This is a genomic window from Paraburkholderia solisilvae, from assembly GCF_902859875.1.
GTDB classification, from domain to species: domain Bacteria; phylum Pseudomonadota; class Gammaproteobacteria; order Burkholderiales; family Burkholderiaceae; genus Paraburkholderia; species Paraburkholderia solisilvae.
The window spans coordinates 30,528-55,080 of the sequence record NZ_CADIKF010000047.1; the positions used below are offsets into that span (position 1 = coordinate 30,528).

General features: G+C 63.2%; 22 protein-coding genes. 11 read left to right on the forward strand and 11 right to left on the reverse strand.

What is annotated here, in order from left to right:
- The first annotated feature begins 22 nt into the window (after positions 1 to 22).
- Entirely contained in the window at positions 23 to 1,015 is a 993-nt protein-coding gene (locus HV675_RS24470) for an aromatic ring-hydroxylating oxygenase subunit alpha (protein WP_175114027.1), read from the forward strand.
- Positions 1,016 to 1,265: 250 nt separating this feature from the next.
- Here the strand turns inward: HV675_RS24470 and HV675_RS24475 are convergent, their stop codons facing one another.
- The gene (locus HV675_RS24475; RefSeq protein WP_175114029.1) at positions 1,266 to 2,216 is read right to left on the reverse strand and encodes a LysR substrate-binding domain-containing protein; all 951 of its coding nucleotides are present in this window, start codon (positions 2,214 to 2,216) and stop codon (positions 1,266 to 1,268) included.
- A gap of 163 nt (positions 2,217 to 2,379) precedes the next feature.
- Here HV675_RS24475 and HV675_RS24480 point away from each other — a divergent pair, with 163 nt between their 5' ends.
- Together HV675_RS24480 and HV675_RS24485 are read left to right on the forward strand one after the other, a co-directional pair.
- The gene (locus HV675_RS24480) at positions 2,380 to 3,225 is read left to right on the forward strand and encodes a class II aldolase/adducin family protein (RefSeq protein ID WP_175114031.1); all 846 of its coding nucleotides are present in this window, start codon (positions 2,380 to 2,382) and stop codon (positions 3,223 to 3,225) included.
- Positions 3,226 to 3,371: 146 nt separating this feature from the next.
- Entirely contained in the window at positions 3,372 to 4,769 is a 1,398-nt protein-coding gene (locus tag HV675_RS24485) for an MFS transporter (RefSeq protein WP_175114033.1), read from the forward strand.
- Between the two features lie 31 nt (positions 4,770 to 4,800).
- Here the strand turns inward: HV675_RS24485 and HV675_RS24490 are convergent, their stop codons facing one another.
- Positions 4,801 to 5,490 carry a GntR family transcriptional regulator gene (locus HV675_RS24490; protein ID WP_175114035.1) on the reverse strand — a complete coding sequence of 230 codons (690 nt, stop codon included), beginning with the start codon at positions 5,488 to 5,490 and terminating at the stop codon, positions 4,801 to 4,803.
- A 63-nt stretch (positions 5,491 to 5,553) separates the two neighbouring features.
- Between HV675_RS24490 and HV675_RS24495 the strand changes: the two genes are divergently transcribed.
- The 4 genes from HV675_RS24495 (at position 5,554) to ilvC (ending at position 10,057) form a co-directional block, all read left to right on the forward strand.
- On the forward strand, positions 5,554 to 5,934 hold the full coding sequence (locus tag HV675_RS24495; RefSeq protein ID WP_175114037.1) for a LysR family transcriptional regulator: 381 nt from the start codon (positions 5,554 to 5,556) through the stop codon (positions 5,932 to 5,934).
- Between the two features lie 271 nt (positions 5,935 to 6,205).
- A complete protein-coding gene (locus HV675_RS24500) occupies positions 6,206 to 7,747 on the forward strand; it encodes a Rieske 2Fe-2S domain-containing protein (RefSeq protein ID WP_175114039.1) in 1,542 nt (513 codons plus the stop codon).
- Between the two features lie 65 nt (positions 7,748 to 7,812).
- Positions 7,813 to 8,829 (forward strand): PDR/VanB family oxidoreductase, encoded by a 1,017-nt coding sequence (locus HV675_RS24505; RefSeq protein WP_175114041.1) that lies wholly within the window; start codon positions 7,813 to 7,815, stop codon positions 8,827 to 8,829.
- Between the two features lie 214 nt (positions 8,830 to 9,043).
- Positions 9,044 to 10,057, forward strand: coding sequence for a ketol-acid reductoisomerase (ilvC, locus tag HV675_RS24510; protein ID WP_175114057.1), 1,014 nt, complete (start codon positions 9,044 to 9,046; stop codon positions 10,055 to 10,057).
- A gap of 238 nt (positions 10,058 to 10,295) precedes the next feature.
- Here ilvC and HV675_RS24515 read toward each other — a convergent pair whose 3' ends face one another.
- The 3 genes from HV675_RS24515 to HV675_RS24525 all read right to left on the reverse strand — a co-directional run bounded on the left by HV675_RS24515 (position 10,296) and on the right by HV675_RS24525 (position 12,439).
- Complete coding sequence (locus HV675_RS24515; protein ID WP_175114043.1) at positions 10,296 to 11,054, reverse strand: molybdopterin-dependent oxidoreductase; 759 nt, start codon at positions 11,052 to 11,054, stop codon at positions 10,296 to 10,298.
- Entirely contained in the window at positions 11,051 to 11,677 is a 627-nt protein-coding gene (locus tag HV675_RS24520) for a cytochrome b/b6 domain-containing protein (RefSeq protein ID WP_175114044.1), read from the reverse strand. Before HV675_RS24520 ends, HV675_RS24515 begins: the two co-directional genes overlap by 4 nt.
- 69 nt (positions 11,678 to 11,746) lie before the next feature.
- Positions 11,747 to 12,439 carry a hypothetical protein gene (locus HV675_RS24525; protein ID WP_175114045.1) on the reverse strand — a complete coding sequence of 231 codons (693 nt, stop codon included), beginning with the start codon at positions 12,437 to 12,439 and terminating at the stop codon, positions 11,747 to 11,749.
- A 669-nt stretch (positions 12,440 to 13,108) separates the two neighbouring features.
- Here HV675_RS24525 and HV675_RS24530 point away from each other — a divergent pair.
- Complete coding sequence (locus HV675_RS24530) at positions 13,109 to 15,259, forward strand: hypothetical protein (protein WP_175114046.1); 2,151 nt, start codon at positions 13,109 to 13,111, stop codon at positions 15,257 to 15,259.
- A gap of 396 nt (positions 15,260 to 15,655) precedes the next feature.
- On the forward strand, positions 15,656 to 15,949 hold the full coding sequence (locus HV675_RS24535) for a hypothetical protein (RefSeq protein ID WP_175114047.1): 294 nt from the start codon (positions 15,656 to 15,658) through the stop codon (positions 15,947 to 15,949).
- Between the two features lie 107 nt (positions 15,950 to 16,056).
- Here the strand turns inward: HV675_RS24535 and HV675_RS24540 are convergent, their stop codons facing one another.
- From HV675_RS24540 to HV675_RS24565, 6 genes are all read right to left on the reverse strand, one after another.
- Positions 16,057 to 16,548: a lytic transglycosylase domain-containing protein gene (locus HV675_RS24540; protein ID WP_175114048.1), complete on the reverse strand. Its 492-nt coding sequence runs from the start codon at positions 16,546 to 16,548 to the stop codon at positions 16,057 to 16,059.
- Between the two features lie 154 nt (positions 16,549 to 16,702).
- Positions 16,703 to 17,494, reverse strand: a complete 792-nt coding sequence (locus HV675_RS24545; protein WP_175114049.1) for a lytic transglycosylase domain-containing protein — start codon at positions 17,492 to 17,494, stop codon at positions 16,703 to 16,705.
- A gap of 172 nt (positions 17,495 to 17,666) precedes the next feature.
- Positions 17,667 to 19,106, reverse strand: a complete 1,440-nt coding sequence (locus HV675_RS24550; RefSeq protein WP_175114050.1) for a helix-turn-helix transcriptional regulator — start codon at positions 19,104 to 19,106, stop codon at positions 17,667 to 17,669.
- A gap of 184 nt (positions 19,107 to 19,290) precedes the next feature.
- Positions 19,291 to 20,223 (reverse strand): ornithine cyclodeaminase family protein, encoded by a 933-nt coding sequence (locus HV675_RS24555; RefSeq protein WP_175114051.1) that lies wholly within the window; start codon positions 20,221 to 20,223, stop codon positions 19,291 to 19,293.
- Positions 20,224 to 20,257: 34 nt separating this feature from the next.
- The gene (locus tag HV675_RS24560) at positions 20,258 to 21,250 is read right to left on the reverse strand and encodes an asparaginase (RefSeq protein WP_175114052.1); all 993 of its coding nucleotides are present in this window, start codon (positions 21,248 to 21,250) and stop codon (positions 20,258 to 20,260) included.
- 54 nt (positions 21,251 to 21,304) lie between these two features.
- Positions 21,305 to 22,561 carry a D-amino acid dehydrogenase gene (locus HV675_RS24565; protein WP_175114053.1) on the reverse strand — a complete coding sequence of 419 codons (1,257 nt, stop codon included), beginning with the start codon at positions 22,559 to 22,561 and terminating at the stop codon, positions 21,305 to 21,307.
- A 483-nt stretch (positions 22,562 to 23,044) separates the two neighbouring features.
- Here HV675_RS24565 and HV675_RS24570 point away from each other — a divergent pair, with 483 nt between their 5' ends.
- Positions 23,045 to 24,169, forward strand: coding sequence for a branched-chain amino acid ABC transporter substrate-binding protein (locus tag HV675_RS24570; protein WP_175114054.1), 1,125 nt, complete (start codon positions 23,045 to 23,047; stop codon positions 24,167 to 24,169).
- Between the two features lie 264 nt (positions 24,170 to 24,433).
- Positions 24,434 to 24,553, forward strand: a 120-nt coding sequence (locus HV675_RS24575; RefSeq protein ID WP_425496144.1) for an ABC transporter permease subunit, incomplete at its 3' end; no start/stop codon positions are given.

Here is a 24,553-nt window from a genome sequence, read left to right on the forward strand (position 1 = left end):
CCAAGCCGAAGGATCCCCAGGCATGCCCCCCACTTCGCTTGGCTCCGAATGGCTGCCTGTCTGCAATAGCGCCGAGATTGGCCGGTCGTGCGCGCAGGGCTTTGTGATTGCCGGAGAGTCTATCGTCGCATGGCGCGATGCGGCCGGCCGCATGCATGTGTGGCGCGATTACTGTGCGCATCGCGGCGCGCGGTTGTCACTCGGAACCGTCAAAGCGGCCGAACTGGAGTGTCCGTACCACGGCTGGCGTTACGATGCGAACGGGCGGTGCGTTCATATCCCGGCACATCCATCGCAAACACCGCCCGCGCGTGCGTGCGCGACCCGCTTTCTGAGTGAAGAAAAATACGGCGTGGTGTGGATGTGCTTCGGCGAACCTGCGCGGCCGATAGACTATTTTCCGCAATACCATCTGGCGGGCGCGCGCTGCATCAACCTGGCGCCGCAGACCATTCATTCATCGGGACCGCGCGTCATCGAAAATTTTCTCGACCTCGCTCATTTCCCGTTTGTGCACACCGGTATCCTCGGCGAGCCCACTCACACGGAAGTGGCCGACTACGAAGTCGACGAAAGTGAACTCGGCCTCGAGGCACGCGGCTGCAAATTCTGGCAGCCCAACGGCATACCCGGACAGGCCGGCGCCAACATGGAGTACGCGTATTGCGTCAAGCGTGCGCTGATCGCGACGCTCAGCAAAAAGGCCCAAGACAATTTCGGCGCGCTGCACATCATGATCGTCGTGTCGCCTGTTTCGCCGACGCAGAGTCGCGCGTGGCTCGTATCCGCACATGAGGACGAGACAACCCACACCGACAAGCAGCTCTACGACTTCAATATGGAAATTCTCATGCAGGACACGCCCATCGTCGAGTCGCAGCAGCCGAAGTATCTTCCACTCGATCCGGCGGCTGAATTGCATCAGCGATGTGATCGCATGTCGGTTGCGTACCGGCGCTGGCTTGCCGCGCAGGGTTTCGCGTACGGCACATCGTTAGGCGAGGGCGGGGGATGAATGGCGGTGAAGGCCAACTCGTCGTGTCGGAACCGTATGCCGTTTACTCGTCGAAAACCCGGTCAAATTCCTTCCCGTTGTTATACGCCGCGACCGGTTTCTGGCAATCGGCACCCGCACTGCGGCGCGGGGATGGCCTCGACAATCCCGGTGTTGTTGCGTAGCGAATCAGCTCCACGCGTAGGCGTGGCGGCCATTCTTTTCATCGCGTTGCTACGATGGACGTATGTGTTGCGTCCGCAGTAGTCGATCACGCTTCGCTGCTTTTATAAGCCGTGCTTGAGCGTCTTCGAGGAGTGTCATCGAATTCGCGGTCGATGCCGGCCTCGCTGAATAGCCATTCACGAAATCGCCTGACCTTGTCGACATTGCGCTGCTCCGCCCGATAAGAAAAGAAATGCGTTTCACGCGCGAGCGGCTTGAACACGTCGACGCCAAGCTCGACCAGGTCGCCTCGCAACAACTCGCGTTCCGCGAGCCGCGTGGTTTCCAGCGCGACGCCCATGCCATCGACCGCCGCGGATAGCACCAATGCGGCGCGATCGAACGATGGCCGCGGCTTGGCGGGCAACGGAATATCGTTGTGCGCAAACCAGTCCGGCCAGGTGATGCGGCTCAATTGCGAGTCGATCAGCGTCAGCTCTCCGATCAGCCGGTCCGCTCCGACGCCGTCGCGCAACAGCGACGGCGCGCATAGCGGCACGATGCGTTCGGCGCCTAGAGCAATCGTGACGACACCAGGACGCTCCTGCGCAAATCCGTAAGAGATCGCTACATCGACCTCGCGTGCACGGGTCATATCGATCGGCTCCGCAGCCGACGAAAGACGGATTGTGATGTCAGGGTGCGCACTCATGAACTGGGGCAGGCGTGGGCCGAGCCATTTGGCCGCAAAGCTGGGGGCACTGTGCAAGACCAGCACCTGCGCGGCCGGCGACAGCGCGACCTCGTTGCACGCGGCTTCGATCACGTCGAACACGCGGCCAAGGCTCTCCTGCAGCCGCGCACCTTCCGGCGTGGCTTCAACCCGGCGATTGCGGCGCATCAGCAGCGGACGGCCGAAATACTCCTCGAGCTCCTTCACCTGATGGCTGATCGCGGACTGCGTGAGATGCAGTTCTTCAGCGGCGAGCGTGAAGCTTTGAAGCCGTGCGGTTGCTTCGAACGCACGCAGCAGAACGAAGTTGGGGATCCGTCTCATGCCGCGTCCTATGTATGAATCAGGTTCATCTTTCTATGAACAGCCATCGTTTGTCAATCGACGCGTATGCCGCGACCATTTGCGCATCGGTAAGCGATTCAACGTCGAGGCGCCGCGGGCCGGTCTGCGCGGCCTTCCATCTTTCAACTCGAAGGAGCATCTCATGTCCACTGCCATCATTGACGAGAAACCGCAGTCGATCGTCAAGCCGGGGAAAGTTTCCATCTATCAACCCGATCAGGAAGGTCTGATCTATCCGGAGCTACCCACTTTCAGAACGGCTGCGGAGCACCGGCAGCATCTCAAGGAGCATCTGGTCGGCGCCTGCCGCGCCTTTGCGCTGCAAGGCTTCGACTATGGCTTTGCCGGTCACCTGACGGTGCGCGACCCGGAGAATCCGTCGCTGTACTGGACCAACCCGATGGCGGTTCACTTCTCGCAGGTCAAGGTGTCGAACCTGATCTGCGCGGACCATCAGGGCCACGTCGTCGAAGGCAATCATGCGATCAACCGCGCCGGTTTCGTGCTGCATGCCGCGGTGCACGAAATGCACCCGGACATTGTCGCGATGTGCCACGCGCATACGGTTTACGGCACCGCGTTCGCATCGCTTGGCAAGCCGCTTGCACCGATCAGCCAGGATGCCGCGGCATTCTATGAAGATCACGTCGTGATTGGCGACGAGGCCGGCAAGGTCGCAGTCGAAGTGAAAGGCGGCAACCGTGTTGCTCACGCCTTCTCAGGCGTCAAGGCGGCGATTCACCAGAACCACGGGCTGCTGACCGCCAGCCGGCACAGCATCGACTCGGCAGCGTTCTGGTTTATCGCACTCGAACGCTGTTGCCAGCAGCAACTGATGATCGAAGCGACCGGCGCGACGCCGAGACTCGTCGCGCCTGAGCGCGCGCGCTACAGCCGCGAACACGTCGGTAGCGAATATATCGGATGGTTGCATTTCCAGACTGTCTGGAACGATCTGGTCGCGACACAGCACGACATGTTCGACTAGCGCGTCGCTCGCCGGCAAGCGGACACCTCGCCCGATTGCCGGCAAGACGCGCCTTCGCGGCGCCGGAAATTTGCATGGGACAGCGAGACGAAGAGCGCGAAGCGCCAGGCTCGCTGTTTGACAACGCATACCAGGAGACAAACAACATGAGTGCCCCCCGTTCACTCGCCAGTCGCGACAGCGACGAGTCGTCGACATACGCTAAAGCGACATGGCGACTATTGCCGTTTCTCTTTCTCTGCTACCTGTGCGCCTATCTCGACCGCATCAACGTCGCGTTTGCGAAATTGCAGATGTTGCAGGACCTGCGCCTGAGCGACGCGGTATATGGAGTGGGCGCGAGCATGTTTTTCGTCGGATACCTGATCTTCGAAGTACCGAGCAATCTGATTCTGCTGCGCGTCGGCGCGCGGCGCTGGATCGCGCGCATCATGGTCACGTGGGGCCTGATTTCCGCGGGCATGCTGTTTGTCACGACGCCGGCGAGCTTCTATGTGATGCGCTTTCTGCTAGGTGTCGCGGAAGCAGGCTTTATCCCGGCCATCCTTCTCTATCTGACTTACTGGTTCCCCGCGTCGCGGCGTAGCAAGGTGACCGCGCTCTTCCTGACCGGCATTCCGATGTCCGGCGTGGTCGGCGGTCCGTTGTCGGGCTGGCTGATGATGCACCTGGGTGGCGTATACCACCTCGCCGGCTGGCAGTGGCTATTCCTGCTGGAAGGCATCCCGACCGCATTGCTCGGCGTGGCGGCCTTCTTCTTTCTCGATGACAAGGTGGCCGATGCACGCTGGCTCAGCCACACGCAAAAAGCCATGATCGAGGATAACCTCAGGCAGGAGTTGCCGGCGCACGCGATGCATTCGGTCAAGGACGGCCTGATCAACCCGAAGGTGCTACTGCTCAGCGTGATCTATTTCTTCTACACGATGGGGCTGTACGGTGTCAGTTTCTGGCTGCCGACCTTGATCAAGGCGAGCGGTGTCGCGAATCCGCTTCACATCGGTCTGCTGACGGCAATTCCCTACGCGGCGGCAGCGCTGGCGATGGTGATGGTCAGCCATAGCTCGGACCGCAGCGGCGAGCGGCGCTGGCATCTGATCTTGCCTGGTCTCGCTGGCGCGGCGGGGCTCTACCTCAGCGTGGTGTTCGCTCACTCGACCACCATTGCACTGGCCGCGTTGACGCTCGGCACGATGGGCGTGATGACGACTATTTCACAGTTCTGGGTGATGCCGCCGGCGATGCTCAGCGGGGGCGCGGCCGCAGCGGGGCTCGCGCTCGCCAATTCGGTCGGCAGCCTGTCGGGCGTCGTCAGCCCGTCGGTGATCGGCTTCATTCAGGTGTCGACCGGTTCGACCGGCGCAGGCGTGCTCGGCCTCGCGGCAAGCCTCGTGATAGGCGGCGCACTCGTGCTGGCGGTGCCGGCGCGGCTCGTGAACAGCGCGCGGCGCGGCAGCGGATGCGACAGTGGACAGGCAAGTGGACGAGCGGGCGGACAAGCAGCTGGCCCAGCCGGACAACGACGCTTCGGCGATCTCGCGTAACCCGGCGACGTGCGAGCGCGCGCCCAGTGTGTCAGGACGGGCGCGCTTCGCCGGGGTTCTCGCCAAGCACCTCGGCGATCCGAAGCACAAGATTCTCGCTCGCCATTCGCGTGTGGTGTTCGCTCAGTTCGCCCGCCCGTTCGCTGTCGCCTTCCGCAATCGCGGCCGCGATTGCCGCGTGCTCGTCCCAGATCGATTTGCGCTGTCCGGAGGCTTGCAGAACCGCACCCATCACGCGGCGCAAATGAACCCAGTGCATATGCGCCGTTTCGGCGATCAGCGGATTGCCCGACGCAATGTAGATTGCCGAATGGAAAGCGACGTCCGCCTCGATCATCGCGGTTACGTCGGTGCCTTTGGATGCTCGGCGGCCGTTCGTGATGAGGCTCCTGTCGAGCTTGACTTGCTTGCCGGCAGCGAGCCGCGCGGCGAGCGAATCGAGCGAACCGCGAATCTGATAGAGGTTCGCGATCCAGTCGGCGTCGAGCGGCGCGACGAGCACGCCACGCCCCGGCGCATCGAGCACGAGGCCATCTTTCTTGAGCATGCGCAGCGCCTGAAGAACCGGCGAGCGCGAGACGGCGAGCTGCCCGGCGATGTCTTCCTGCGTCAGCCGAGCGCCAGGCGCGAGCGACCCGTTGCTGATCGCGTCGAGCAGGACACGGTAAACCTCGTCGACATAGTCAGGACGCGTTTGAAGTTTGACGAGTTTGGCGGTCATGGTCACAAGATACTGAATACAGAGTTTCCGTAGCTTACACAACCGGCGGGATCGGAGGCAAATATGAAGATCAGACTGCTGCGCTCGTTCGTCGTGCTGGCCGAAGTGCGCAACTTCAGACGGGCGGCGGCGCGGCTGGATCTGTCGCAGGCGGCGCTGAGCCGGCAAATGGCGTCGCTCGAGCGCGCCGTGGGCGTTGCACTGCTCGAACGCAGTCCGCGCGGCACCGAACTGACCCCCGCAGGCAGGCAACTGTGCGCCGACGCCATGAGCATTCTTGCGTCATTGGAAAGGGCGACGGCTGGCGTGCGGCTGATCGCATCCGGCAAAGCCGGTATGCCCGGCCAGATCAGCGCTTGCGATAGCGGCTATCCGTCATCGCCGGAGCCAACCGCGCGGCACGCGCGTCATGGCAGCAGGACAGCAGGCGCAAAGCGGATCTGACTGCCGAAGGACAGGGCAGGTTGCAGCCGCTGCCCTGGTGAGCTGCGCATGCACGTTGCCGGTATCCGGCAACGATGCCGTGACGGCACACTTTTCGTTGTTCCTTCCGGCCCCTGCAATCTCCATACGTTCCGCCCATCCATCGGGTCCGCGTTAACCCGTACTGGACATACCGAACCCAGGATACTAATCTTTGTATACAGAGTTCAGAGCACAATCGAAAACGAACCGGATGTCGAAACGTCCCCACCAATCGCAGGAGATGGAAGTCATGAGCGTGAAATCGGACAAGCTGGAAGATCAGAGAAGCAGCGGCGGCGCGTCAGTTGCGAAAAAACTGGTCCCGTATGGCGGTTACTACACGAACAAGGTGCCCGGTCACGACCCGGAACTCACCGGGACCGGCCCGGGCACGCCGATGGGCGAGTTTATGCGCGCGTTCTGGCATCCGGTTTGTATGTCGATCGAACTGACCGACACACCGCGCTTTCTGAAGATTCTTGGCGAAGAACTCGTGGCGTTCCGCGATGGAAGCGGCCGGGTAGGCGTGCTGCATGCGCATTGCGTGCACCGCGGCGCATCGCTCGAGTACGGCGCCATCATGGAGCACGGCATTCGTTGCTGCTATCACGGCATGGTGTTCGACGTGGACGGCGCCTGCCTTCACGTGCCGTTCCCGAAGGGCGAAGAAAAAGAAGCGCAGAAGTATGCCTGTTCGATCCGTCAGGGCGCGTACAAGGCGGTCGAGCGCAACGGCCTCGTGTTCGCGTACATGGGACCGCCTGAAGCGGAGCCGCCGTTTCCCGAATGGGAAGGCGATTTCACGGTCCTGCCCGGTGACGAACTCGTGCCGTACAGCAACTTCCAGCATTGCAACTGGCTCCAGGTGCAGGACAATGCCGCGGACAACTACCACCCCACCGCATTGCATGCGGGCAAGAACGTCGTCAATGAGCGTTACCAGGGCACGACCTTCGACGAAGTCGGCGCCGCGTCGATGGAAGTCGCCCCGGACATGCACTTCGTGCCGGTGCAGCAGGGCCGCAGCCTTGCCTGCGCGGGCGCGCGCCGGGTCGACAAGGACCGGTTGTTTGTACGGGTACAGCATCAGGTGTTGCCGAACCTGAGCCTGCACGCGTACACATCCGAAGACGGCTCGAAAAAGAAGCTGTTTAGCCGCTTTCACATCATCCGCTGGACCGTGCCTGTCGACGACGAGAACAGCAAGATGATCGGCTGGCGCGTGATGGGTCCCGGCATCGATACGCGCGGCGTCGGCGACAAGTCGCTCGTCGGCTACGAGTCGATCGACTTTCTCGAAGGCCAGGTCGCGATGCGCCGCCCCGAGCGCTTCGGCCAATACGCGCTCGAAGACCTTCCGCCGATTCCACCGGATCACCGCGAGCGCGAGCACTACAAGGACGCGCAATACGCGCCGGGCGATTACGAGGCGATCATCAGCCAGCGGCCGATCGCCGTGCATGCGCTCGAGCATCCGACACGCTTCGATGCGGGTCTCTTCCAGTTTCGCAAGATGTTGCGCGATGCGGTGCGCGGCACGAACGCGGCGGCGTCCGCACGTGCCTTCGCCGAATGGTTCCGTGAACAGGGCGGCGCGCCCAATAGCTACTGTTCAGGAAACGTCTTCGAGATCGCCGAAGGCGAAACCGTCGAGGAAGAGGTGCAGCGTCGGCGCATGGTGACGAGGCGGATCATCGACATCCTGAACAACGGGGAAAGCATGAAGGGCGCCGAGCGTTCGACGTTCGTGCGCAACAGCTTCGAGGAACTCGAGCAATCGATGAAGCGCTGAGCTCCGTGCGTGCGGGCAATCGGTCTCCCACCGGTTGCCTGCCGCTGACGCTGAGGAACATCACCATGGAAAATACAGAGAGATCGCCCAAACCGGATGACGAGGCCCTGCATCTGCGGGTCCGGCAGATCCGGTTCGAAGGCAAAGGCATCAACTCATACGAACTCGTCGACCCATCGGGCGCCAATCTACCGCCATTCGACGCAGGCTCTCATATCGACATTCATCTCGGCGACGGCCTGATCCGCCAGTACTCGCTTTGCAATTCACCGGCCGACACGAAGCGTTATGTGATTGCCGTGCTCAAGGATGAGAAAGGGCGCGGCGGATCAAAAGCCGTTCACGAAAAACTGCGCGTCCAGGACATCGTGCGCGTCAGCCGGCCACGCAATCATTTCCCGCTCGCGACGGATGCCGGGAAAGTGATCCTGCTCGCAGGCGGAATCGGCGTCACGCCGCTCAAGTCGATGGCGCACGCGCTTGAAGCGCAGGGCGTCGACTACGCGCTTCACTATTGCGCACGTGATGCCGATTGCACGGCGTTCGGCAACGAACTGGCGGCGCTCGCCGCAAGCGGCCATGTGCACTATCACTTCGACGGCGGGAGCGCACAGGGTCGTCTTGACATCGGCCGGCTGTTGACCAGACCGTCGCATGGCGAACATGTCTACTACTGCGGGCCGGCCGGATTCATGCAGGCGTGTGCCGAGGCAACCCGTCACTGGCCGAAGGGCAGCGTGCACTTCGAGCACTTCAAGGCGCCCGAAAAGCCGCCAGTCTCGCAGCCGCTTCGCGATGGACGACTGCCGGGCGCGGCGCCCGATTCGTTCGAGGTCGTACTTGCAAAAAGCGGCCGCATCGTTCCCGTCGACCAGGGGCAAAGCATCGCCGACGCGCTCAACGAAGCGGGCGCCCCGGTGCCGACATCGTGCTGCGCGGGCTTGTGCGCGACATGCAAGGTTCGCTATCTCGACGGCGAGGTCGATCACCGCGACTTCATTCTCAGCGACGACGAGCGAGCGGACCATCTGACGGTCTGCGTATCGCGCGCGAAGAGCGCCCGGCTCGTGCTCGATCTTTAGATTCCCGGCGAAGAATCCATCCATATCGCCTGTTCACCGGAAAAGCGTCCGCAACGTACGACGTGCAGACAAGGTCGCCATCCGATGAAACCGGGAGAAGAGGGAGGTGACACCCACCCGCCGCGCAATGCGTCTGGCCGATCGGAATGGGCACGACGTATCGCGGGCGGAATCTTGTCGGGAGCACCGGACTCCCTAACCAGACTGGACCATGATGAAAGTTTTCTATGACAAGGACGCCGATCCCACCCTTCTGAAAAGCAGGAAGGTTGCGATTATCGGCTATGGCTCTCAAGGCCATGCTCATGCACTGAACCTGAAGGACAGCGGCGTGAATGTGACGGTTGGATTGCGGGCGGGTGCGTCGCGAGCCAAGGCTGAAAAAGCCGGGCTGCCGGTCGCGTCGATTGCGGACGCGGTCAGGCAGGCGGATCTCGTCATGATGCTGATTCCCGACGAGCGTATTGCGGAGGTCTATCGGGAAGAGGTCGAGCCGCATGCGAAAAAAGGCGCGGCGCTCGGTTTTGCACATGGCTTCAACATCCATTATGGACAGGTCGAGCCGCGCGATGATCTCGACGTCATCATGATCGCGCCGAAGGCGCCAGGCCATACGGTGCGCAGCACGTATGTGGACGGCGGCGGCGTTCCGCATCTGATCGCAGTCGCCCGCGATGCCTCCGGATATGCGCGTTCGCTCGCGCTCGCGTATGCGGCGGCAATTGGCGGAGGACGTGCGGGCATCATCGAGACGAATTTCCAGGAGGAAACGGAAACTGACCTGTTCGGTGAGCAGACGGTGCTGTGCGGCGGCCTCGTCGATCTGATCAAGGCAGGTTTCGAAGTGCTCGTCGAAGCTGGCTATGCGCCCGAAATGGCGTATTTCGAGTGCCTTCACGAGGTGAAGCTGATTGTCGATCTGATTTACGAAGGCGGTATTGCGAACATGAACTACGGCATTTCGAACAATGCCGAGTTCGGGGAATATGCATCGGGGCCGCGCATCGTCAACGATGCGACGAAGCGCGCAATGCGGGACGTATTGAAGGATATCCAGACTGGCCAGTACGCGAAAAACTTCATCCTGGAGAATCGGGCGGGTGCGCCGACGCTTCAGTCCCGTCGTCGCCTGATGGCCGAACACCCGATCGAGGTCGTCGGCAAGCAGTTGCGCGCGATGATGCCGTGGATCGCAAAGAATGCACTCGTCGACCGGTCGAAGAATTGACGGCGCGATAGCGGCAGGATGAGAAAAAAGGCGCGCGTCGATCGCGCGCCGCGCCGGCATGCACAACGGTCCAGAAGGCTCGGCGGACACATGCGAATCTATTATCGGTTCCGCAGCGAAGTAGCCGAACGGGTCGTCAAGGCGCGCAATGCGGTCCTTGGAAAGCCTCGGAACAGGATGAAATCAACGTATGGTCGCGCAGCCGATGAAGATTCATACGGTGAGCAAAACTCCCGTGTCAAACCCCGGCAAACCAGTCATATCCCTGCTTTTCCCAGTACCCGCCAGAAAACGAATTGGTGACCTCGATGGCCTCGATATGTTTCGCGCTCTTGAAACCGAGCTTGGTCGGAATCCGGAGCCGCAGCGGAGCGCCCCATTGAGGCTCGAGCGGCCGCGAGTCGAAATCGAGCGCCAGCAAGGTCTGCGGATGGAGTGCGCTCGCCATGTCGATACTGGTCGAATACCCGTCGAAGCATGTGAACGCAACGTAGCGAGCCGTGAGATCCGCTCCGACCCGGCGCAGAAACGCATGCAGCGGCACTCCGCTCCACTGACCGATCTGACTCCAGCCTTCGATGCAGATATGCCGGGTGATCTGGCTCTCCTGCGGCAGCGCCATCAGTGCCGCCAGTGTCCAGGGCCGCTTCTGCGCAACGCGTCCTGTGACATTGAGTACCCAACCGTCCGGCGCTTCGCGCACCTGCCACTCGGGGTAGTACGCATTGAAGCGGAACGGACGCGTAATAGCGCTTGCCGGGTAGGTTGGCGCGAGGCGTCGACGGTCGAATAGCGCGGCCTGAACCCGATCGTCGAAGCGAAGCATCGTTTCCAGTGCCGCGTCGACGCCCGAATGGCTTGAGAGATCGCAACCGCTTAGCAAGGCGAGGCCGCCGAGCGAGAGCGTGCGTCGCAGGAAACCGCGGCGGCTTGCCCGCGCCAACTCCGCGCTGATTTCGTCGGGGCTGACGGCAATCCGTTTGCGTGTGTCTGTCAAGGCTGTTCCTCCGTCTCGCGCGCAGCGGCAACGATCATCGACTTCAGCGTCCGCGGATGAACCGCGACGAGCGTGACATGGACGATCGCGAACGCGACGATGCCGAGCATGATCGCCAGATGGATCAGCCGCGCGAGCGGATATCCGCCGAATGCAGCTGTCAGCCAGCCGAACTGTACCGGCTTCCAGATCGCGAGCCCGGTTGCGACCTGCAGTGCGACGGCGACGATCACGCCCACATAGAGCCCGCGCTGCACCGCGTTGTAGTGTCCGAGCCGATGCGCGAGCCGAAAGCGCAATGCCGCATGCAGATCACGTGCAAATGCGCCGACGGACGGCGGGCGCAGTTCGTCGCGAAAGTGACCGGACAGAAAGCCATAGACCAGATAAGCCAGCCCGTCGACGAAAAGCACCCACATCGCGCTGAGATGCCACGCCAGTGCGCCGCCCAACCAGCCGCCGAGACCCGTCCAGCGGGGAAAGACGAACGGCAGGTCCGGAGAAGCATTGTAGATTTCCCATCCGCTGAAAATCATGCATCCCATCGCGTACACGCCGATCCAGTGCATCACGCGGACCGGAACCGGATGGGCGGGGCGGGACCGCTTGGGACTGTCGGGCATCGGGCATCTCCTCGGAACACGGTTGGCGCGGCAACCCGGCAGGAAACCGGGCCCGCCTGACGCCGACAGTTACATCGGGGGCTTCACGCCGCCGATTCCGACCGCGACCAGACCGGCGGTCGTGTCGCCGCCATTCGTCGCGCCCTGAATGAACACCGACGCGCCTTTCATCAGGTCCGCCGTAGAACCCGGACGAAAGGTGACGACCGGCGCGGTCGGCGGCACCAGCACGGTCTGCTCGCCGCCGTTGTAGGAGACCGTCAGTTTCTTCACGCCGTTTTGCGCCGACGCCGCGCTAACGTTGCCGTTCGTCATTGCGCTGTTTACCGGTGCCCCGGACGGCGCCGAAACCGACACGACGTTGCCGTTCGTCATCGCACTCGATGTATTCGAATGTCCGGAGAGCGTCGTATCGGGCAGCTTGTCCCACGCGTAATGGCCTTCGCCGATGCCTTTCATCGCCGGCGGAAAGAGGGTGACTTCTAGCGCGATCTGGGTCGGGCCGACGCTCTTGGTTGCGGTGCCGATGTAGCTGCCCGGTTCGATCCTGTCGAGACTCGAATTGACGACGCCGAGGTATTTCGTGTCCGCGGTCAGCGTAATCGGGAGATCGTCTCCCGCCGTGGTATGAACCACGATCTTGCCGGACTCGACCGACGAGATCGTCCCGCGGATCCGCGCCGGGGCGGCTGCGGGCGGCGCGGCGATAGCCGCTGCGCTGGAGAGCATAAGAGCCGCGACCGCAATATTCATTCGTTTCATCGTCGTTCCTTTCAGGTAAAGATGAGAATCGGGTAGCAGGCATCCGGATGCGGACGTCTGCATGACCTGCCAGACCAGAGGATGACCGAGCCGGCGCGCGGCCGGTATCGGTCAAATAGCCGATACCGGCGTAGCGCGATTCCGAACCGGGCCGTGCGCATGGTGAACCCGCCTGTCGGGCATCCGTCGGGTAAGCGGCATGTCGGGACGCACGCCGCCGCCGGCGCATGCGCGGTGCAGCCGATGAACCGGCACGCGCGTGCGTCGTGCGCAGCGCGCCGCGAGGAATAGATCGAGGTTCGCCTTTGAATACGCTTCTTCGTTGACGATTTTCGTTCGTGTCATGAACGGTCAATACGATCGGCCCGCTTCAACCGATTCCTTTGCACGTCATCGATCCGATCTTAATCAATCATGTCAACGATTCCAACGACCACATCGCTGCCAGCCTATGCGTCCGCAACGGCGGACCCCCTCCCAACGACTGCCGCAATCGAACCGGGCCGGACGCCGACCCGGCGCTCGAGCGCGGCTTCAACCGGCGCCGGACAATTCAAGGACTTGACGCGTCGAACCCCGTCACCCACGCCTACCACCGGATCGCGAAGCGCAATGCGTATGCGCGCACCGTTGCCGACAGGCGCCACCCATGCGTCGGACGACATCGAGATGATCGATCGAAAGGCGCCCGTCGTTGCAGACCGAAGCGCGGCATTGGAAGCAGGCGACGCAGCCGGGAAGGTGTCGAAGGGCGCTGTCGCCAAAGGGGAGATCAGGGAGACCATTGAAGTCGCGAGCCCGCAGGTCAAGGCGGCGCAAGCGTCGCATCCGCTGGACCTGGCCGCATTGCGGGCGAAGCTGGCGCAGCAGAAATCGAGAACGATTCATCTGGACGACCTGGCCGGCGTCCTGAACGAAGTTCGACCGGACTGGCTTCATCCGACGCAGAACGGTACGGTGCACAGCAACAGCAAACGCGTCAGTCAGATCTCGCACAGGCAGCTCAACGCCTGGTACGATGCGATAGGCGTCACGAAGGACGACATCGGCAAGATGGAAAGCGCCGCGCGCTGGGCGGGGATGTTCGTCCCGACCAGCGGTTCGATTTTCAATATGATCAGCTACCTCGTGGTTCCGTTCGCCACCCGGAACATCAAGAACCCGTGGGTGACCGCGGCCATCGGCCTTGGCGTGGTCGGCATTCAGCCTGTGGTCACCTCGCCGCTGCAGTCGCTTGTCATCGGCGCGATCGATTACTACCGGCGCCTCGGGCGCCCCGAAGTGAAGCTCGACAAAGGCAGCATCAATTCGAAGGCCACGCAATCCGGGATCAGGAAGAAGATCGATGACGCGATCGCGTCGGCGCGATCCGATGAAGCGGCCGTGATGCAACTGTTCGAGCGGCACGGTTTCGTCGATGCCGATGGTCAGATCGACGAGAGCCTGCTCGCCGAAACGATCGCGACGAAACGGCTTTCGCCGGAGGACGCGAAAGCGCTGACCGAAGCGTGCAACAAGCATCTCGATGCGCTGGTGACGCTGTGCGCGCATACCGGCCAGATGCAGGCGCTCAATGGCGCGCATGCCCGTCAGATCGAATCGACGCTTTGGCAGATTCCCGCCCGCGCGCTGCGCTCCGGCAGCGGCGCGTTCGCGCCGTTCATCAAGCAGCCGGGCGCCCAGGCGCCTCATTCGCGCATCGGCGACCTGATTCACCCCAAGCTGTCGTCGTTGAACGTGACGGGCGTGTCGGCGGGTATCGCGCTTTTCGCGATCGTCATGCAGCATGTGGCGGCAGCGCGTGACGAGGTCAACGGCCTTCGGCTCGAACACAAGCTGAACATGTTGCATGCGGACTTCTTCAACGACGGAGGAAAGGACACGGCAATCCGCCGGGGAAAAATCACATCGGCCGATCTTGACGAGGCAAAGTGCAGAAATATGGTCGTGCTGCCGGAAGCCACGATCGTGCAGCGCGTGGCCGATCGAGTCGACGCGCAATTGAAGCGGATGACCGCCGAACTGGTCGCGCAGCGCGGCATGCAGGCGAGCCCCGGCGCGCTGGAACAGGGCGCGGCGGACGGCGACCCGGAACTGAAGAAGCGAATCGCCGCATACCAGAAAGACGTCGCAAACCTGCGCAAGTTGACGGTGCCGGACGATCTGCACGAGGACACGAAGGCATTGCTGGAAAGCGCGCTGACGGGTTCACCGGGTTTCGCATGGGGAGAGGCGTACGCGAAGCTGACGAAGCCGCTCGAATTCAGCTCGCAGGTATCGCAGCGGCTCGGTCAGACCTTCACGCTCGGCCCGTTGGGCAGCGCCGGTGCGACGGCAGGGGGGCGCTTCGCGACCGCGGGGCTCGGCGGAAACAGTCACATTTCGTTGACCGTGCAGTTCGTGCTCGCGCTTGCCAGCGCGTTGATCGGCGTGTTTGCCGCTGCGACACAGGGCATGGTGACCAACATCAAGAACGAGCGCCGCGACGCGAAGCCCGAGGAGGCGATGGGTTTCATGTCGCAATTCGGCAAGGGCGTCGGCGCGCCCGTCGTCGCGGGATACAACGCGTTCGAAAGCTGGCGGGGGCTGCGTCACGCCGGCGCGGCGTTCGCGGAATTCGAAAAACAGGCGACGCACATCGGCGAAAGTCTGGAACTGCTGGACGGCATCGATACCGCCGACGAGCACGATCTGATCGAGTTCGGCACGGATGACGTCCCGCTTCCGCAACCCGGCGACAACGGCGCCGGTCGGCTCGCGAGTGCGCTGACGTCCAGCGATATTCCGCAGAAACCGCTCGCGCACTCGCCGCAGGCATGATCGGCACAGCGAAAGGCATGCTTCGCGAAATGGTGCAATTTGTCGTGCACCTATCGAACGTAACACCCTCGCTCAACTAATGTTTCACTGCAGTCGTCAGCGTCCCGCCCGGATGAGACCCGTGTACGCCATGCTCGATACCGGCATCTCTCACGAAGCGGCAAGAAAATGTCATGTTTTGAGGTGCTCACTATGCCCGATCTAAAAATTGGCAGATCTTCAGGTCCAGACCTGAACCCGTTTAGCGATGATCACGCGCTGAAAAAGCCCGGCACAAAGACCCAATCCCCCACGCGCAACGCGGCGCAGTTCGAGGGGCTGTCGTCCGGAAGACGGCCGCCGCCTCCGCCGCCGAAGTCGCGCGCGGCAGAGGGCGGGGAAGGCGGCGTTCAAACCATGAAGACACCGCCGCCGCCCCCGCCGCCGCGACGCAGTGCGCTCAACAAACTCGCAGAGGGCGCATCGACGGCGACAGACGTCGGCCTGACGGCGCAGAGCGTGTTGTCGGAGGGCAAGAACATACTGGGCACCGAAGCGAAAAAGGCGATGCTGCAAGCGGATGCGGCGGAGCAGGTTTCACTGACGCATGCAGCCAGCAAGGCAAGCCGTGAGATGGAATGGGCTTCGATGATCGCGACGATCATGAACAAGGGCATGAGCAACGCGTCGAAAGCGGCATCGGGTCAATAAATCGGCCATGCCGGCAAGAAGGGCCGCACGCAGGCGATGCGTGCGGCCCTTCGTTTTTGTGCGCCGCCATGCTGCCGTCATACCGGCAGCGCTGTGAAGAGGCGCGCTTATCGCTGCCGGTCCACCATCGGCACAAGATTCATGCGTTCCGCGGTCATGCGTTCGACGATCGCCTCGATTGCGCTCGCATATCGATCGCGTTCGGCCGGCGCTTCGGAATGGTACGCGCCGATCGCAGTCCACGTGTAGCCGTATTTGACGATCATGTGCCGCAGATGCCATGCGGCGATATAAACGTTCGCACACGGGTTCATCAGATCGGCGGCGGAAATGCCATAGTGCGCGAGCACCGGCAGATGAACGGAATTGATCTGCATCATGCCGTAGTCGATCGATCCGTTGCGGTTGCGGTGGATCGCGGCTGCGTTCTGGTGCGACTCCTGCCACGCGATCGCGCGCAATATGAGCGGGCTGACATGCTGATACGCGGCGGCGGTGTCGAAGCAGTCCGCGGCTGCGCGGGCATCCGCCGGCGCCAGGCAGGCGGCGACGAGGGGCAGCGAGAACGCGGGCTTCAGGAGGCTCAGGCGAATGGACATGGTGGTCGGAGCAATGGATCGCCGCCAGACGCGTGACGCGGATAAGCGCTCGCGCCCGCGGGCCATGCACGAGGCTGGCGGGCGCGGCCGCGGCGGGATCGGAAAAAGAAAGGCCGGCGCGCGGCGAGCGCCGGCCGCATCGAAGCAGCCGGTGTTACGCGGGCAACTGGCCGCCGTTCTGGATAATCGAAGCGAAGTTCGACACGGTGCTCACATAGTTGGGGTCGCCGACCGTGACGCTGGACAGGTTCGACGGATTGACCTGGTCCGGGCCGGAGTTGTAGGCGCGCAGCGCCTCGTTCCAGTTGCCGCCGAACTGCTTGCCCATATCGGCCATGTAACAGGCGCCCGCCATGATGTTGGTCGCCGGGTCCGACAGGCTCTTGCCTTGCAGTTCCGGATGTTCCTGCTGCAACGAGGCAAAGGTGGCGGGATCGACCTGCATCAGCCCCTGGTCGGTCATGCCGTTGACGTTCGTGCTGCCCGCGCTGACGACGCCGCGCGATTCCTGCCAGATCTGCGCAGCGAGAATGTTGGCGGGAACGCCGGTTTGTTTCGAGGCGTTCTCGATGTCCTGACGGAACGGTTCGAGTTGCTTCGGAAAGCCAGGGCCGAGCGTCGAGCCGCTGCCCGACACGCCGCTCGACGCGGAGGCCGCATTGGCGCCAGGCGCGGGCGCGGGTGCGGGGGCAGGTGCAGCGCCCGCGGGAGCGGACCCGGAGCCGCCAGGCTGCGCATTGAATTGCTGCGGCGTGGCGCCGGCCTGCGGCGATGCCGTTGGGTTATCGTCCGGGTCCGACGCATCCTGAAGCTCGCTGATGATTTCCTCGATTTCCTGAAGCAGTTCCTGCATCAACTGTTGCTGCTGCGGCACTGCGCCGGTGCCGCTGGTCGAATAATCATTGGGTGAGACTGAATAACCGCTCTGAACTGACAGGCCGGACATGGTCGCTCTCCTGAAGAACCGTGTTGGGTTGATTTGAAAAAAGTGCGTGACGTGACGAGGCCCGCGCGGGGTCGCGAGACGGATGTCCCGGCCGGCGACGCGATGCGCGGCAACGTGTATGAAGCGGGGCGGAGCGCCGCCGTGCGCGGGCACGGCGGACGCCATGTGGACTTCAGCGCGCCGCGAGCGTCTCGGACGGCGCTTCCTGGAAGACGCGCCGATAGCCGTTGATCAGCGTGGAGCGATGCTGCACGCCCCATTTCTTCGCGACGTCGAGCATGCGCGCGACGGGCGCGTAGTCGTCGAGCAGATCGTCGCGGATGCGCTCCATGCGCTGGCGCCGGATCAGCTCGCTCGGCGACAGGCCCAGATGGTTCTTGAACGCGGCCTGCATCGCGCGCTCCGTCACACCGACATGCGAGGCGACTTCACGCACCGACAGATCCTTCTGGTCGAGGTTGTCCATCAGATATCGATACGCGCGCCGGTATTTCGCCGGCAGACGCGCGCTGACGTCATCGGTGCGCTGCTGGTTGCGCGAAGGCAGCACGAGGTCCGACACGGTGGCCGGCATCGATATATTGTCCGCGCGCACATGCTGGATCGACGCAAGCGCGTAGCGGCCGTACAGTTGCGCGAATTCCTGTGCGCGGGACTGCTGCTGCATGATCTTCGCGCGGCAGTACAGGTAGTCGAGATACCAGCGCGCATGCTGGCTGCCTTGCGACGCGGCCGCGCCCGACGCCTCGAGCATCGCGTCCGCGACCGCGGTGAGCCGGCCGGCGATCGCGGCGAGCGTCATTTCGAGGCACAAGCTGCGGTGATGCTCGATCAGACCGGACCGGCGGCTCCAGTTCACGTACTCGTTCAACGGCTCGCAGGCGGCCATGTTGCCGCTCGCAAGCTGCAGCAGATGCTTGAGGTGCGTGAGACGCTGTGCGAGCACCGGCAGCGTCGCGTGTGCCGGGTCGGCTTCCTGCGCAGATACTTCGTCGTGTGCGAAGCCGGCGACCACGGAGCGCCAGTAGATGTGATCCGCGAGATGCTCGGAACAATGCAGTTCGTGCTGCGCGAGCAGGTCGCGGCGCAGCGCGTCGACGAGATGGACCCAGCGCGTGTCGTCGCTCGCGCGGGCGAGCGACGCCAGCTCGACGAGGCGGTCGCACGCGGCCTGGATACAGCCGAGATGGAACAGCACCAGCGTCGCGCCCACGAGGCTGTCGAGGCGCTGCGCGGGCGTCACCGCCTTGTCCGCGGCGACGCGCTTGAAGCACGTCAATGCGACGTTGAACTGATTGCGAAAGAATGCCTGCCAGCCGGTGTTGCGGCTCGTGACGATGCGCAGCGTGTCGCGCGACGAACGAATCGCCCGCTGCGTGCGCCGGTACGTTTCTTCCGCTTCTTCGTAGCGGCCGAGCACGAGTTCCAGATCGCCGTGAATCTGAAGGTACGCGTGCCCATGTTCGTGATGCTCGTCGTTGAAATCGGCGAGGTTGCCCGCGGTCCGGACCGCGTCGAGGAAGCGGCCGTCGAGCACCTTCGATACGAGCCCGGACGGGATGTTGTCGGTCGTGAGAACCGATGAGGCGGCAAAGTAGATCGTCGAAAACATGTCGTGCTCCTGGCTCGATGAGAGCGTGCGTTATGTGACGTACAGCGGTGACGTACAGTGGTGACCTGCAACGGATTCGTGAAGCAGTGCACGCATGTTTTCATCACATAACGATCGTGGCGCGTGTTTTTGACGGTTTGTTACTTTCCTCGCGTTGGCGAAAGCAGATTGAGGTGCGCGCTGTTCAGCGGCTCGTTGCCGTCTCGGCGATAAGCCGGCGTGTGACGAGTTCGCCGAGCGCGACGTCGGCGAGACCGATGCCGAGCGATTTGAAAACGACGATCTCGCCCTGCGAGTGCCATTCGGCCCGGCCGGCGTGAAGGGCGCTGCCGAGTTCGGCCACGCTCGTCCAGTCGACGATGCCGGGCGACGCCATCAGCAGGTCGCCTGCCTCCGCCTTCGCCTGTTCGATCGATTCGACAATGACGAGGCCCGCGCGCAGCAGCGTCGTGTCGTCGATCTCGCGCGCGCCCGGCTTGCTCGAGCCGATGGCCGCGACAAACGTGCCGGGTTTGATCTGCGTGCCGTCGAAGAGCGGAGTGGCGCTGCGGGTGGCGGTGACGATCACGTCGGCGGCTTTCACGGCCGTCTGCGCATCGGCCGCTTCGAAGCGCACATTCGCCCATTCCGCCTGCATCCGGGCGATCGTCTCCGGCACGCCCTCGATACCGACAATCATCACGTGCTCGATTCCCGAGTGTTCGACCAGCGCGCGGATATGCGCCCTGGCCTGCACACCCGTGCCGAACACGGTCAGCACCTTCGCGTGAGCCGGACCGAATGCGTCGAACGCGATGCGCGTGACGGCCGCCGTCCGGTATTCGGTCAGCGCGCCGCCGTGAATGATCGACAGCAAACGGCCGTCCTCCGTCGAGAACAGCGGGATGACGAAATCGAAAACGCCGCGGTGGGTCGAATACACTTTGGCGCCGCATACGCCGGCGCCTGGAATGATCGCGCCCATCGTGCTCAGCGAGATGTTCTCGCCGAGCGTGCGCACCCGCGTCTGGATGCTTGCACGCCCGCCGCCTTGCTCCATGAGCGCGGGACGCAGCGTGGCAATCGCGTCGCTCATCGTGATGAGACGATGAACCTGTTCGTCGGTAATGATATGCATGGTGTTCCCGGTCTTCGGTGGAGGTCGAGGCGGTTCAATAGCGCGCAAAAACCTGTTGCAGTGCGCGCGCGTCGCTGTGCTGCGTCAGCGCCAATGTCAGCAGCAGACGTGCTTTCAGCGGATTCTGGTCGTCGACGGTCAGCCAGCCGTATTCGTCATCGGGCTGCGAGCCGTTGCGCAGCACGATGCCGTTTCCGGTGCGCGACGCGCGCACGATCAGAACGCCGCGTTCCGCGAGGCGGCGCAACGGCTCCAGCAGATGGGCGGCGACATTGCCGTTGCCGGTGCCCGCGTAGATCAGTCCGTGCGCACCGGAGCCGATAAAATCGACGACGTTGGAGCCGAGCGCGCCGTATCCGTACACGATGTCGACCTTCGGCAACGCGACAAGCGTGTCGATCGACCACGGCGTCTCGACGGTATGGGCCCGCGACGGGCGGCGGTAAAAGTGCGGCCGGCCTTCGATCACATAGCCGAGCGGTCCATATGGCGAACGAAACGCTTCGAGTTTGAAGCTGTTGCCCTTCATCACATCGCGCGCCGTATGAATTTCGCTGTTGGCCACCACCAGCGTGCCGTTGCCGTGCGACGAAGGATGCGCGGCAACGGCCAGCGCATCGTAGAGATTGAGCGATGCATCGGAACTCATCGCCGACGGCGGCCGCATTGCGCCGACCACGACCACCGGCTTCGTGCTCTTGAGCGTCAGATGCAGGAAGTAGGCGGTCTCCTCGATCGTATCGGTGCCGTGCGTGATGACCACGCCGTCGATATCCGGTTGCGCGAGCAATTGCGCGACACGCTTGCCGATCGCGAGCAGGTGTTCATTGCCGAAGTTCTCGGAGCCCGTCTGCAGCAACTGTTCGGCGCGCAGGTTCGCAAGCGCGGCGGCGTCCGGAATGGACTCGAGAATTTCGTCGATGCCGAGCACCGAACACAGGTACGCCGCGGTATTGACGACGGCTTCACCTTTGCCCGCGATGGTGCCGCCTGTTCCGATCACTGCGATATTGGGCTTTGCTGTCATGAGGTTCCGTTTTCGTGGGGCTGTCGGGGGCGCGCAACGGCTGAGGTCACGACGTCAATGCGAAGGCGCGAACAGGTCGCGCAGTTCGGCGCGTTCGCCCGAGCCGAGCCAGCCGGACAGCAGCGCCGCCGAACCCATCGCGAGCGTGAAGCCGAGCGCGCCGTGACCGACGTTCAGCCAGAGATTGCGATAGCGTGTCGGACCGACGATCGGCGTACCGCGCGGCGTCGCCGGCCGCAGGCCGACCCACGCACGCGCGTGGCCGGCTCGCGCGGTGTCCGGGAACAGCGCGGCCGCTTCGGCACGCAGCATGGCCACGCGCGCGGCGTCGGCTTCGAGCGAGTAGCCCTCGATATCGGCAATGCCCGCGGCACGCAAGCGCTCGCCAAGCCGTGCGTAGACAACTTTCCGGCTGAAGTCGGTGATACTGATCTGCGGCGTCGCACTGTGCGGCGGCAGATCGAAAGTCAGGCTGTAGCCCTTGAGCGGATAGACCGGCACGCGCACGCCAAGCGGTTTGAGCAGCGGCGCCGCGCATGCGCCGGACGCGATGACGATATGATCCGCGGCAATCGACGCGCCGCGCGACCACACTTCCACTTCATCGCCTGCCGTGCGCCTGGTGCTGAGCGCATCGATCGGCGTGTCCATCAGAAACTGCACGCCCTGCGCGCGCAATACGGTGGACAGGCTTTCGCAGAAGCGCCGGCAATCGGCGGTGTCTTCGCTGGGCGTATGAATGCCGCCCGCGAGCAATGGCTTGACGTGCGCGAGCGCGGGCTCGAGTTCGACGCACTGGTCCGGGCTGAGCGCGTGCTGTTCGCAACCGAGCGAGCGCTGGAAGTCGAGCAGTTGCCGCGCGCTGTGCATCGCTTGCGCGTCGCGATGCACGACGAGCTTGCCCGAGCGCACGAAGTCGAAATCGAGTGTGGGCTGCGCGGCAATCAGTTCGTGCATCAACGTGCGGCTCAGAAACGACAGCGCGATCAGCTGGCGGGTCGTCAGATCGCTGCGCCGGCGCGTGCAGGCCGACAGAAACGCAATGCACCAGCGCCATTGTTCGATACTGAGCCGCGGCCGCAGTCGCACCGGCGAATCCGGCCGCGTGAGCCAGCGCGGCAGCTTCGAGACGATGCCCGGTCCCGCGAGCGGCGCGACATAGCTGTACGAAAGCTGACCGCCATTGCCGGCGCTGGTCTCGGCCGCGACATTCGGATGACGGTCCACGACGGTCACGTCATGACCGGATCTGTTCAGGAAATACGCGCTCGACAGGCCGATGACGCCTGCGCCGACAATCACGATCCGCATACGGCTGCACTCGCTCTTCGTTGTGTTTTATTCGGGCGTGCGCCGCGTCGAACGTCATCAGCCCGCGGCAGAACTGTAAGACGCGCACGCGCGGCGTCATTGCATCGATCAGCCCAGAAATAGAAGAATCGCGACAGCGCGGGAGTGTGCCGGGTACGCGTCCACGCGCAACCGGGCGCTGCACCGTATCGCATGAGCCATACGGCTCGCGCGGCGCGCCGGCCGATCGAATCTTGCCGCATTTCTTCTACTTTTCTGGCGGATCGGTTCAATGCCTTCATATTCTGGTTACATACATTCCTATCGCCGGTGAACGACACCGTATCGCAAGGTGTGAACGGTCCCGGCGAAAGCAGGGATGCGTGCCGCTTTCATCAAGAGAAGCGCGCGTGTTCCCTCGACAGGCGGCGCAGTCCGTCTTTCCGGCCAACCATATCTATCTTCGGGTTCAGTATGAGAAAAAACACAGCGTTGGGGCGCGGTATGACGACCGCCGGCATGGTGGGCGTACTGGCGTTGACCGCGGCGGGCGCCGCACGCGCCGAGCAGATCGTCAAGATCGGCGAAGTCGCGCCCGTCACGGGGCCGGCTTCATACCTCGGCAAGGACACTGAAAACGGCGCGCGGCTCGCGATCGAGGAGATCAACCAGACGGGGCTCACGATCGGCGGCCAAAAGGTCACGTTGATGTTCGACGCGCAGGATGACGCCGGCGACCCGCGTCAGGCAACCCAGGTGGCGCAGAAGCTCGTCGACGACAAGGTCTCCGCGGTCGTCGGTCATATGCAGTCGGGCTCGACCATTCCCGCATCGAAGATCTACAGCGATGCGGGCATCGTGCAGGTGTCGCCTTCCGCGACCAATCCGGCGTATACGCAGCAGGGATTCAAGACGGCCTATCGCGTCGTGGCGACCGACGCGCAGCAGGGCCCGACACTCGCCGACTTTGCGGCGAACACGCTCAAGGTGAAGTCGGTCGCGATCGTCGACGACTCGACCGCGTATGGCCAGGGGTTGGCCGTCGAGTTCGAGAAGCAGGCGAAGGCGGACGGCATCACGGTGCTGTCGCATGATGCCAGCACCGACAAGACCGTCGACTTTCGCGCGATTCTGACGAAGATCAAGGGCGAAAGGCCGGACGTGATCATGTACGGCGGCCTGGACGGCACCGGCGGCCCGTTCGTGAAGCAGGCGAGGCAACTGGGCATTCCCGTGAAGACGCTGGCCGGCGACGGTTTGTGCGCGGAGGATCTCGCGAAGCTCGCCGGCGATGCGGCCGATAACGTGATCTGTTCGATAGCCGGCGCGCCGTTGCTGAAAATGCCGGAGGGGCCGTCGTTCGTCGATCGCTACAAGAAGCGTTTCGGGTACGCGCCGGTGCTCAATTCGCCGTTCGCGTATGACGCGGTGGGCATCATCGTCGATGCGATGAAGCGCGCGCAGTCGACCGAGCCGGCGAAGATTCTGGCCGCGATGCCCGCCACCGACTATCACGGCGTGCTCGGCGAAACGCAGTTCGATTCGAAGGGCGATCTGAAGCACGGCGTGATTTCGCTGTACAAGTACGTCGACGGCAAGCAGGCGTTGCTTGGCGTGGTCTCGAAGTGACCGCGTGACGGCAACCAGCGGCCCGTAACCCGATGCATACCGGGTTTCGGCGCCGTCGTTTTGCGGTAGTTTTCCGGTAATCGTTCTCCGTGGTTTTTAGCAATTTCCGGTAGTTGCAGCGGCACAGGAGCGTGCTCCTGTGCCGTTTTTTTATGGCGTCACTGCCGCGGCGAGATTGTTATCGACCGCGGCGCGCCGCATGCGTTCGCGCACGCCTCGTCCGGAGCCGGGACGCACGCGGAAAGACATAAGGAGCAGGAGACATTGGACACATTCATCCAGCAGATCATCAACGGACTGGTGCTTGGTAGCGTCTACGCGATCATCGCACTGGGCTACACGATGGTGTACGGCATTCTGGGCATCATCAACTTCGCGCACGGC

What these genes read in the sequence shown, in the direction of transcription:
- HV675_RS24540 (WP_175114048.1), bottom strand. Translation starts at nt 16,548, where the DNA reads ATGTCCATTCGCCTGAGCCTCCTGAAGCCCGCGTTCTCGCTGCCCCTC.
- HV675_RS24525 (WP_175114045.1), bottom strand. Translation starts at nt 12,439, where the DNA reads ATGAAACGAATGAATATTGCGGTCGCGGCTCTTATGCTCTCCAGCGCA.
- HV675_RS24530 (WP_175114046.1), top strand. Translation starts at nt 13,109, where the DNA reads ATGATCGATCGAAAGGCGCCCGTCGTTGCAGACCGAAGCGCGGCATTG.
- HV675_RS24495 (WP_175114037.1), top strand. Translation starts at nt 5,554, where the DNA reads ATGAAGATCAGACTGCTGCGCTCGTTCGTCGTGCTGGCCGAAGTGCGC.
- HV675_RS24500 (WP_175114039.1), top strand. Translation starts at nt 6,206, where the DNA reads ATGAGCGTGAAATCGGACAAGCTGGAAGATCAGAGAAGCAGCGGCGGC.
- HV675_RS24505 (WP_175114041.1), top strand. Translation starts at nt 7,813, where the DNA reads ATGGAAAATACAGAGAGATCGCCCAAACCGGATGACGAGGCCCTGCAT.
- HV675_RS24535 (WP_175114047.1), top strand. Translation starts at nt 15,656, where the DNA reads ATGAAGACACCGCCGCCGCCCCCGCCGCCGCGACGCAGTGCGCTCAAC.
- HV675_RS24520 (WP_175114044.1), bottom strand. Translation starts at nt 11,677, where the DNA reads ATGCCCGACAGTCCCAAGCGGTCCCGCCCCGCCCATCCGGTTCCGGTC.
- HV675_RS24560 (WP_175114052.1), bottom strand. Translation starts at nt 21,250, where the DNA reads ATGACAGCAAAGCCCAATATCGCAGTGATCGGAACAGGCGGCACCATC.
- HV675_RS24550 (WP_175114050.1), bottom strand. Translation starts at nt 19,106, where the DNA reads ATGTTTTCGACGATCTACTTTGCCGCCTCATCGGTTCTCACGACCGAC.
- HV675_RS24565 (WP_175114053.1), bottom strand. Translation starts at nt 22,561, where the DNA reads ATGCGGATCGTGATTGTCGGCGCAGGCGTCATCGGCCTGTCGAGCGCG.
- HV675_RS24490 (WP_175114035.1), bottom strand. Translation starts at nt 5,490, where the DNA reads ATGACCGCCAAACTCGTCAAACTTCAAACGCGTCCTGACTATGTCGAC.
- HV675_RS24475 (WP_175114029.1), bottom strand. Translation starts at nt 2,216, where the DNA reads ATGAGACGGATCCCCAACTTCGTTCTGCTGCGTGCGTTCGAAGCAACC.
- HV675_RS24470 (WP_175114027.1), top strand. Translation starts at nt 23, where the DNA reads ATGCCCCCCACTTCGCTTGGCTCCGAATGGCTGCCTGTCTGCAATAGC.
- HV675_RS24555 (WP_175114051.1), bottom strand. Translation starts at nt 20,223, where the DNA reads ATGCATATCATTACCGACGAACAGGTTCATCGTCTCATCACGATGAGC.
- HV675_RS24480 (WP_175114031.1), top strand. Translation starts at nt 2,380, where the DNA reads ATGTCCACTGCCATCATTGACGAGAAACCGCAGTCGATCGTCAAGCCG.
- HV675_RS24485 (WP_175114033.1), top strand. Translation starts at nt 3,372, where the DNA reads ATGAGTGCCCCCCGTTCACTCGCCAGTCGCGACAGCGACGAGTCGTCG.
- HV675_RS24545 (WP_175114049.1), bottom strand. Translation starts at nt 17,494, where the DNA reads ATGTCCGGCCTGTCAGTTCAGAGCGGTTATTCAGTCTCACCCAATGAT.
- ilvC (WP_175114057.1), top strand. Translation starts at nt 9,044, where the DNA reads ATGAAAGTTTTCTATGACAAGGACGCCGATCCCACCCTTCTGAAAAGC.
- HV675_RS24570 (WP_175114054.1), top strand. Translation starts at nt 23,045, where the DNA reads ATGACGACCGCCGGCATGGTGGGCGTACTGGCGTTGACCGCGGCGGGC.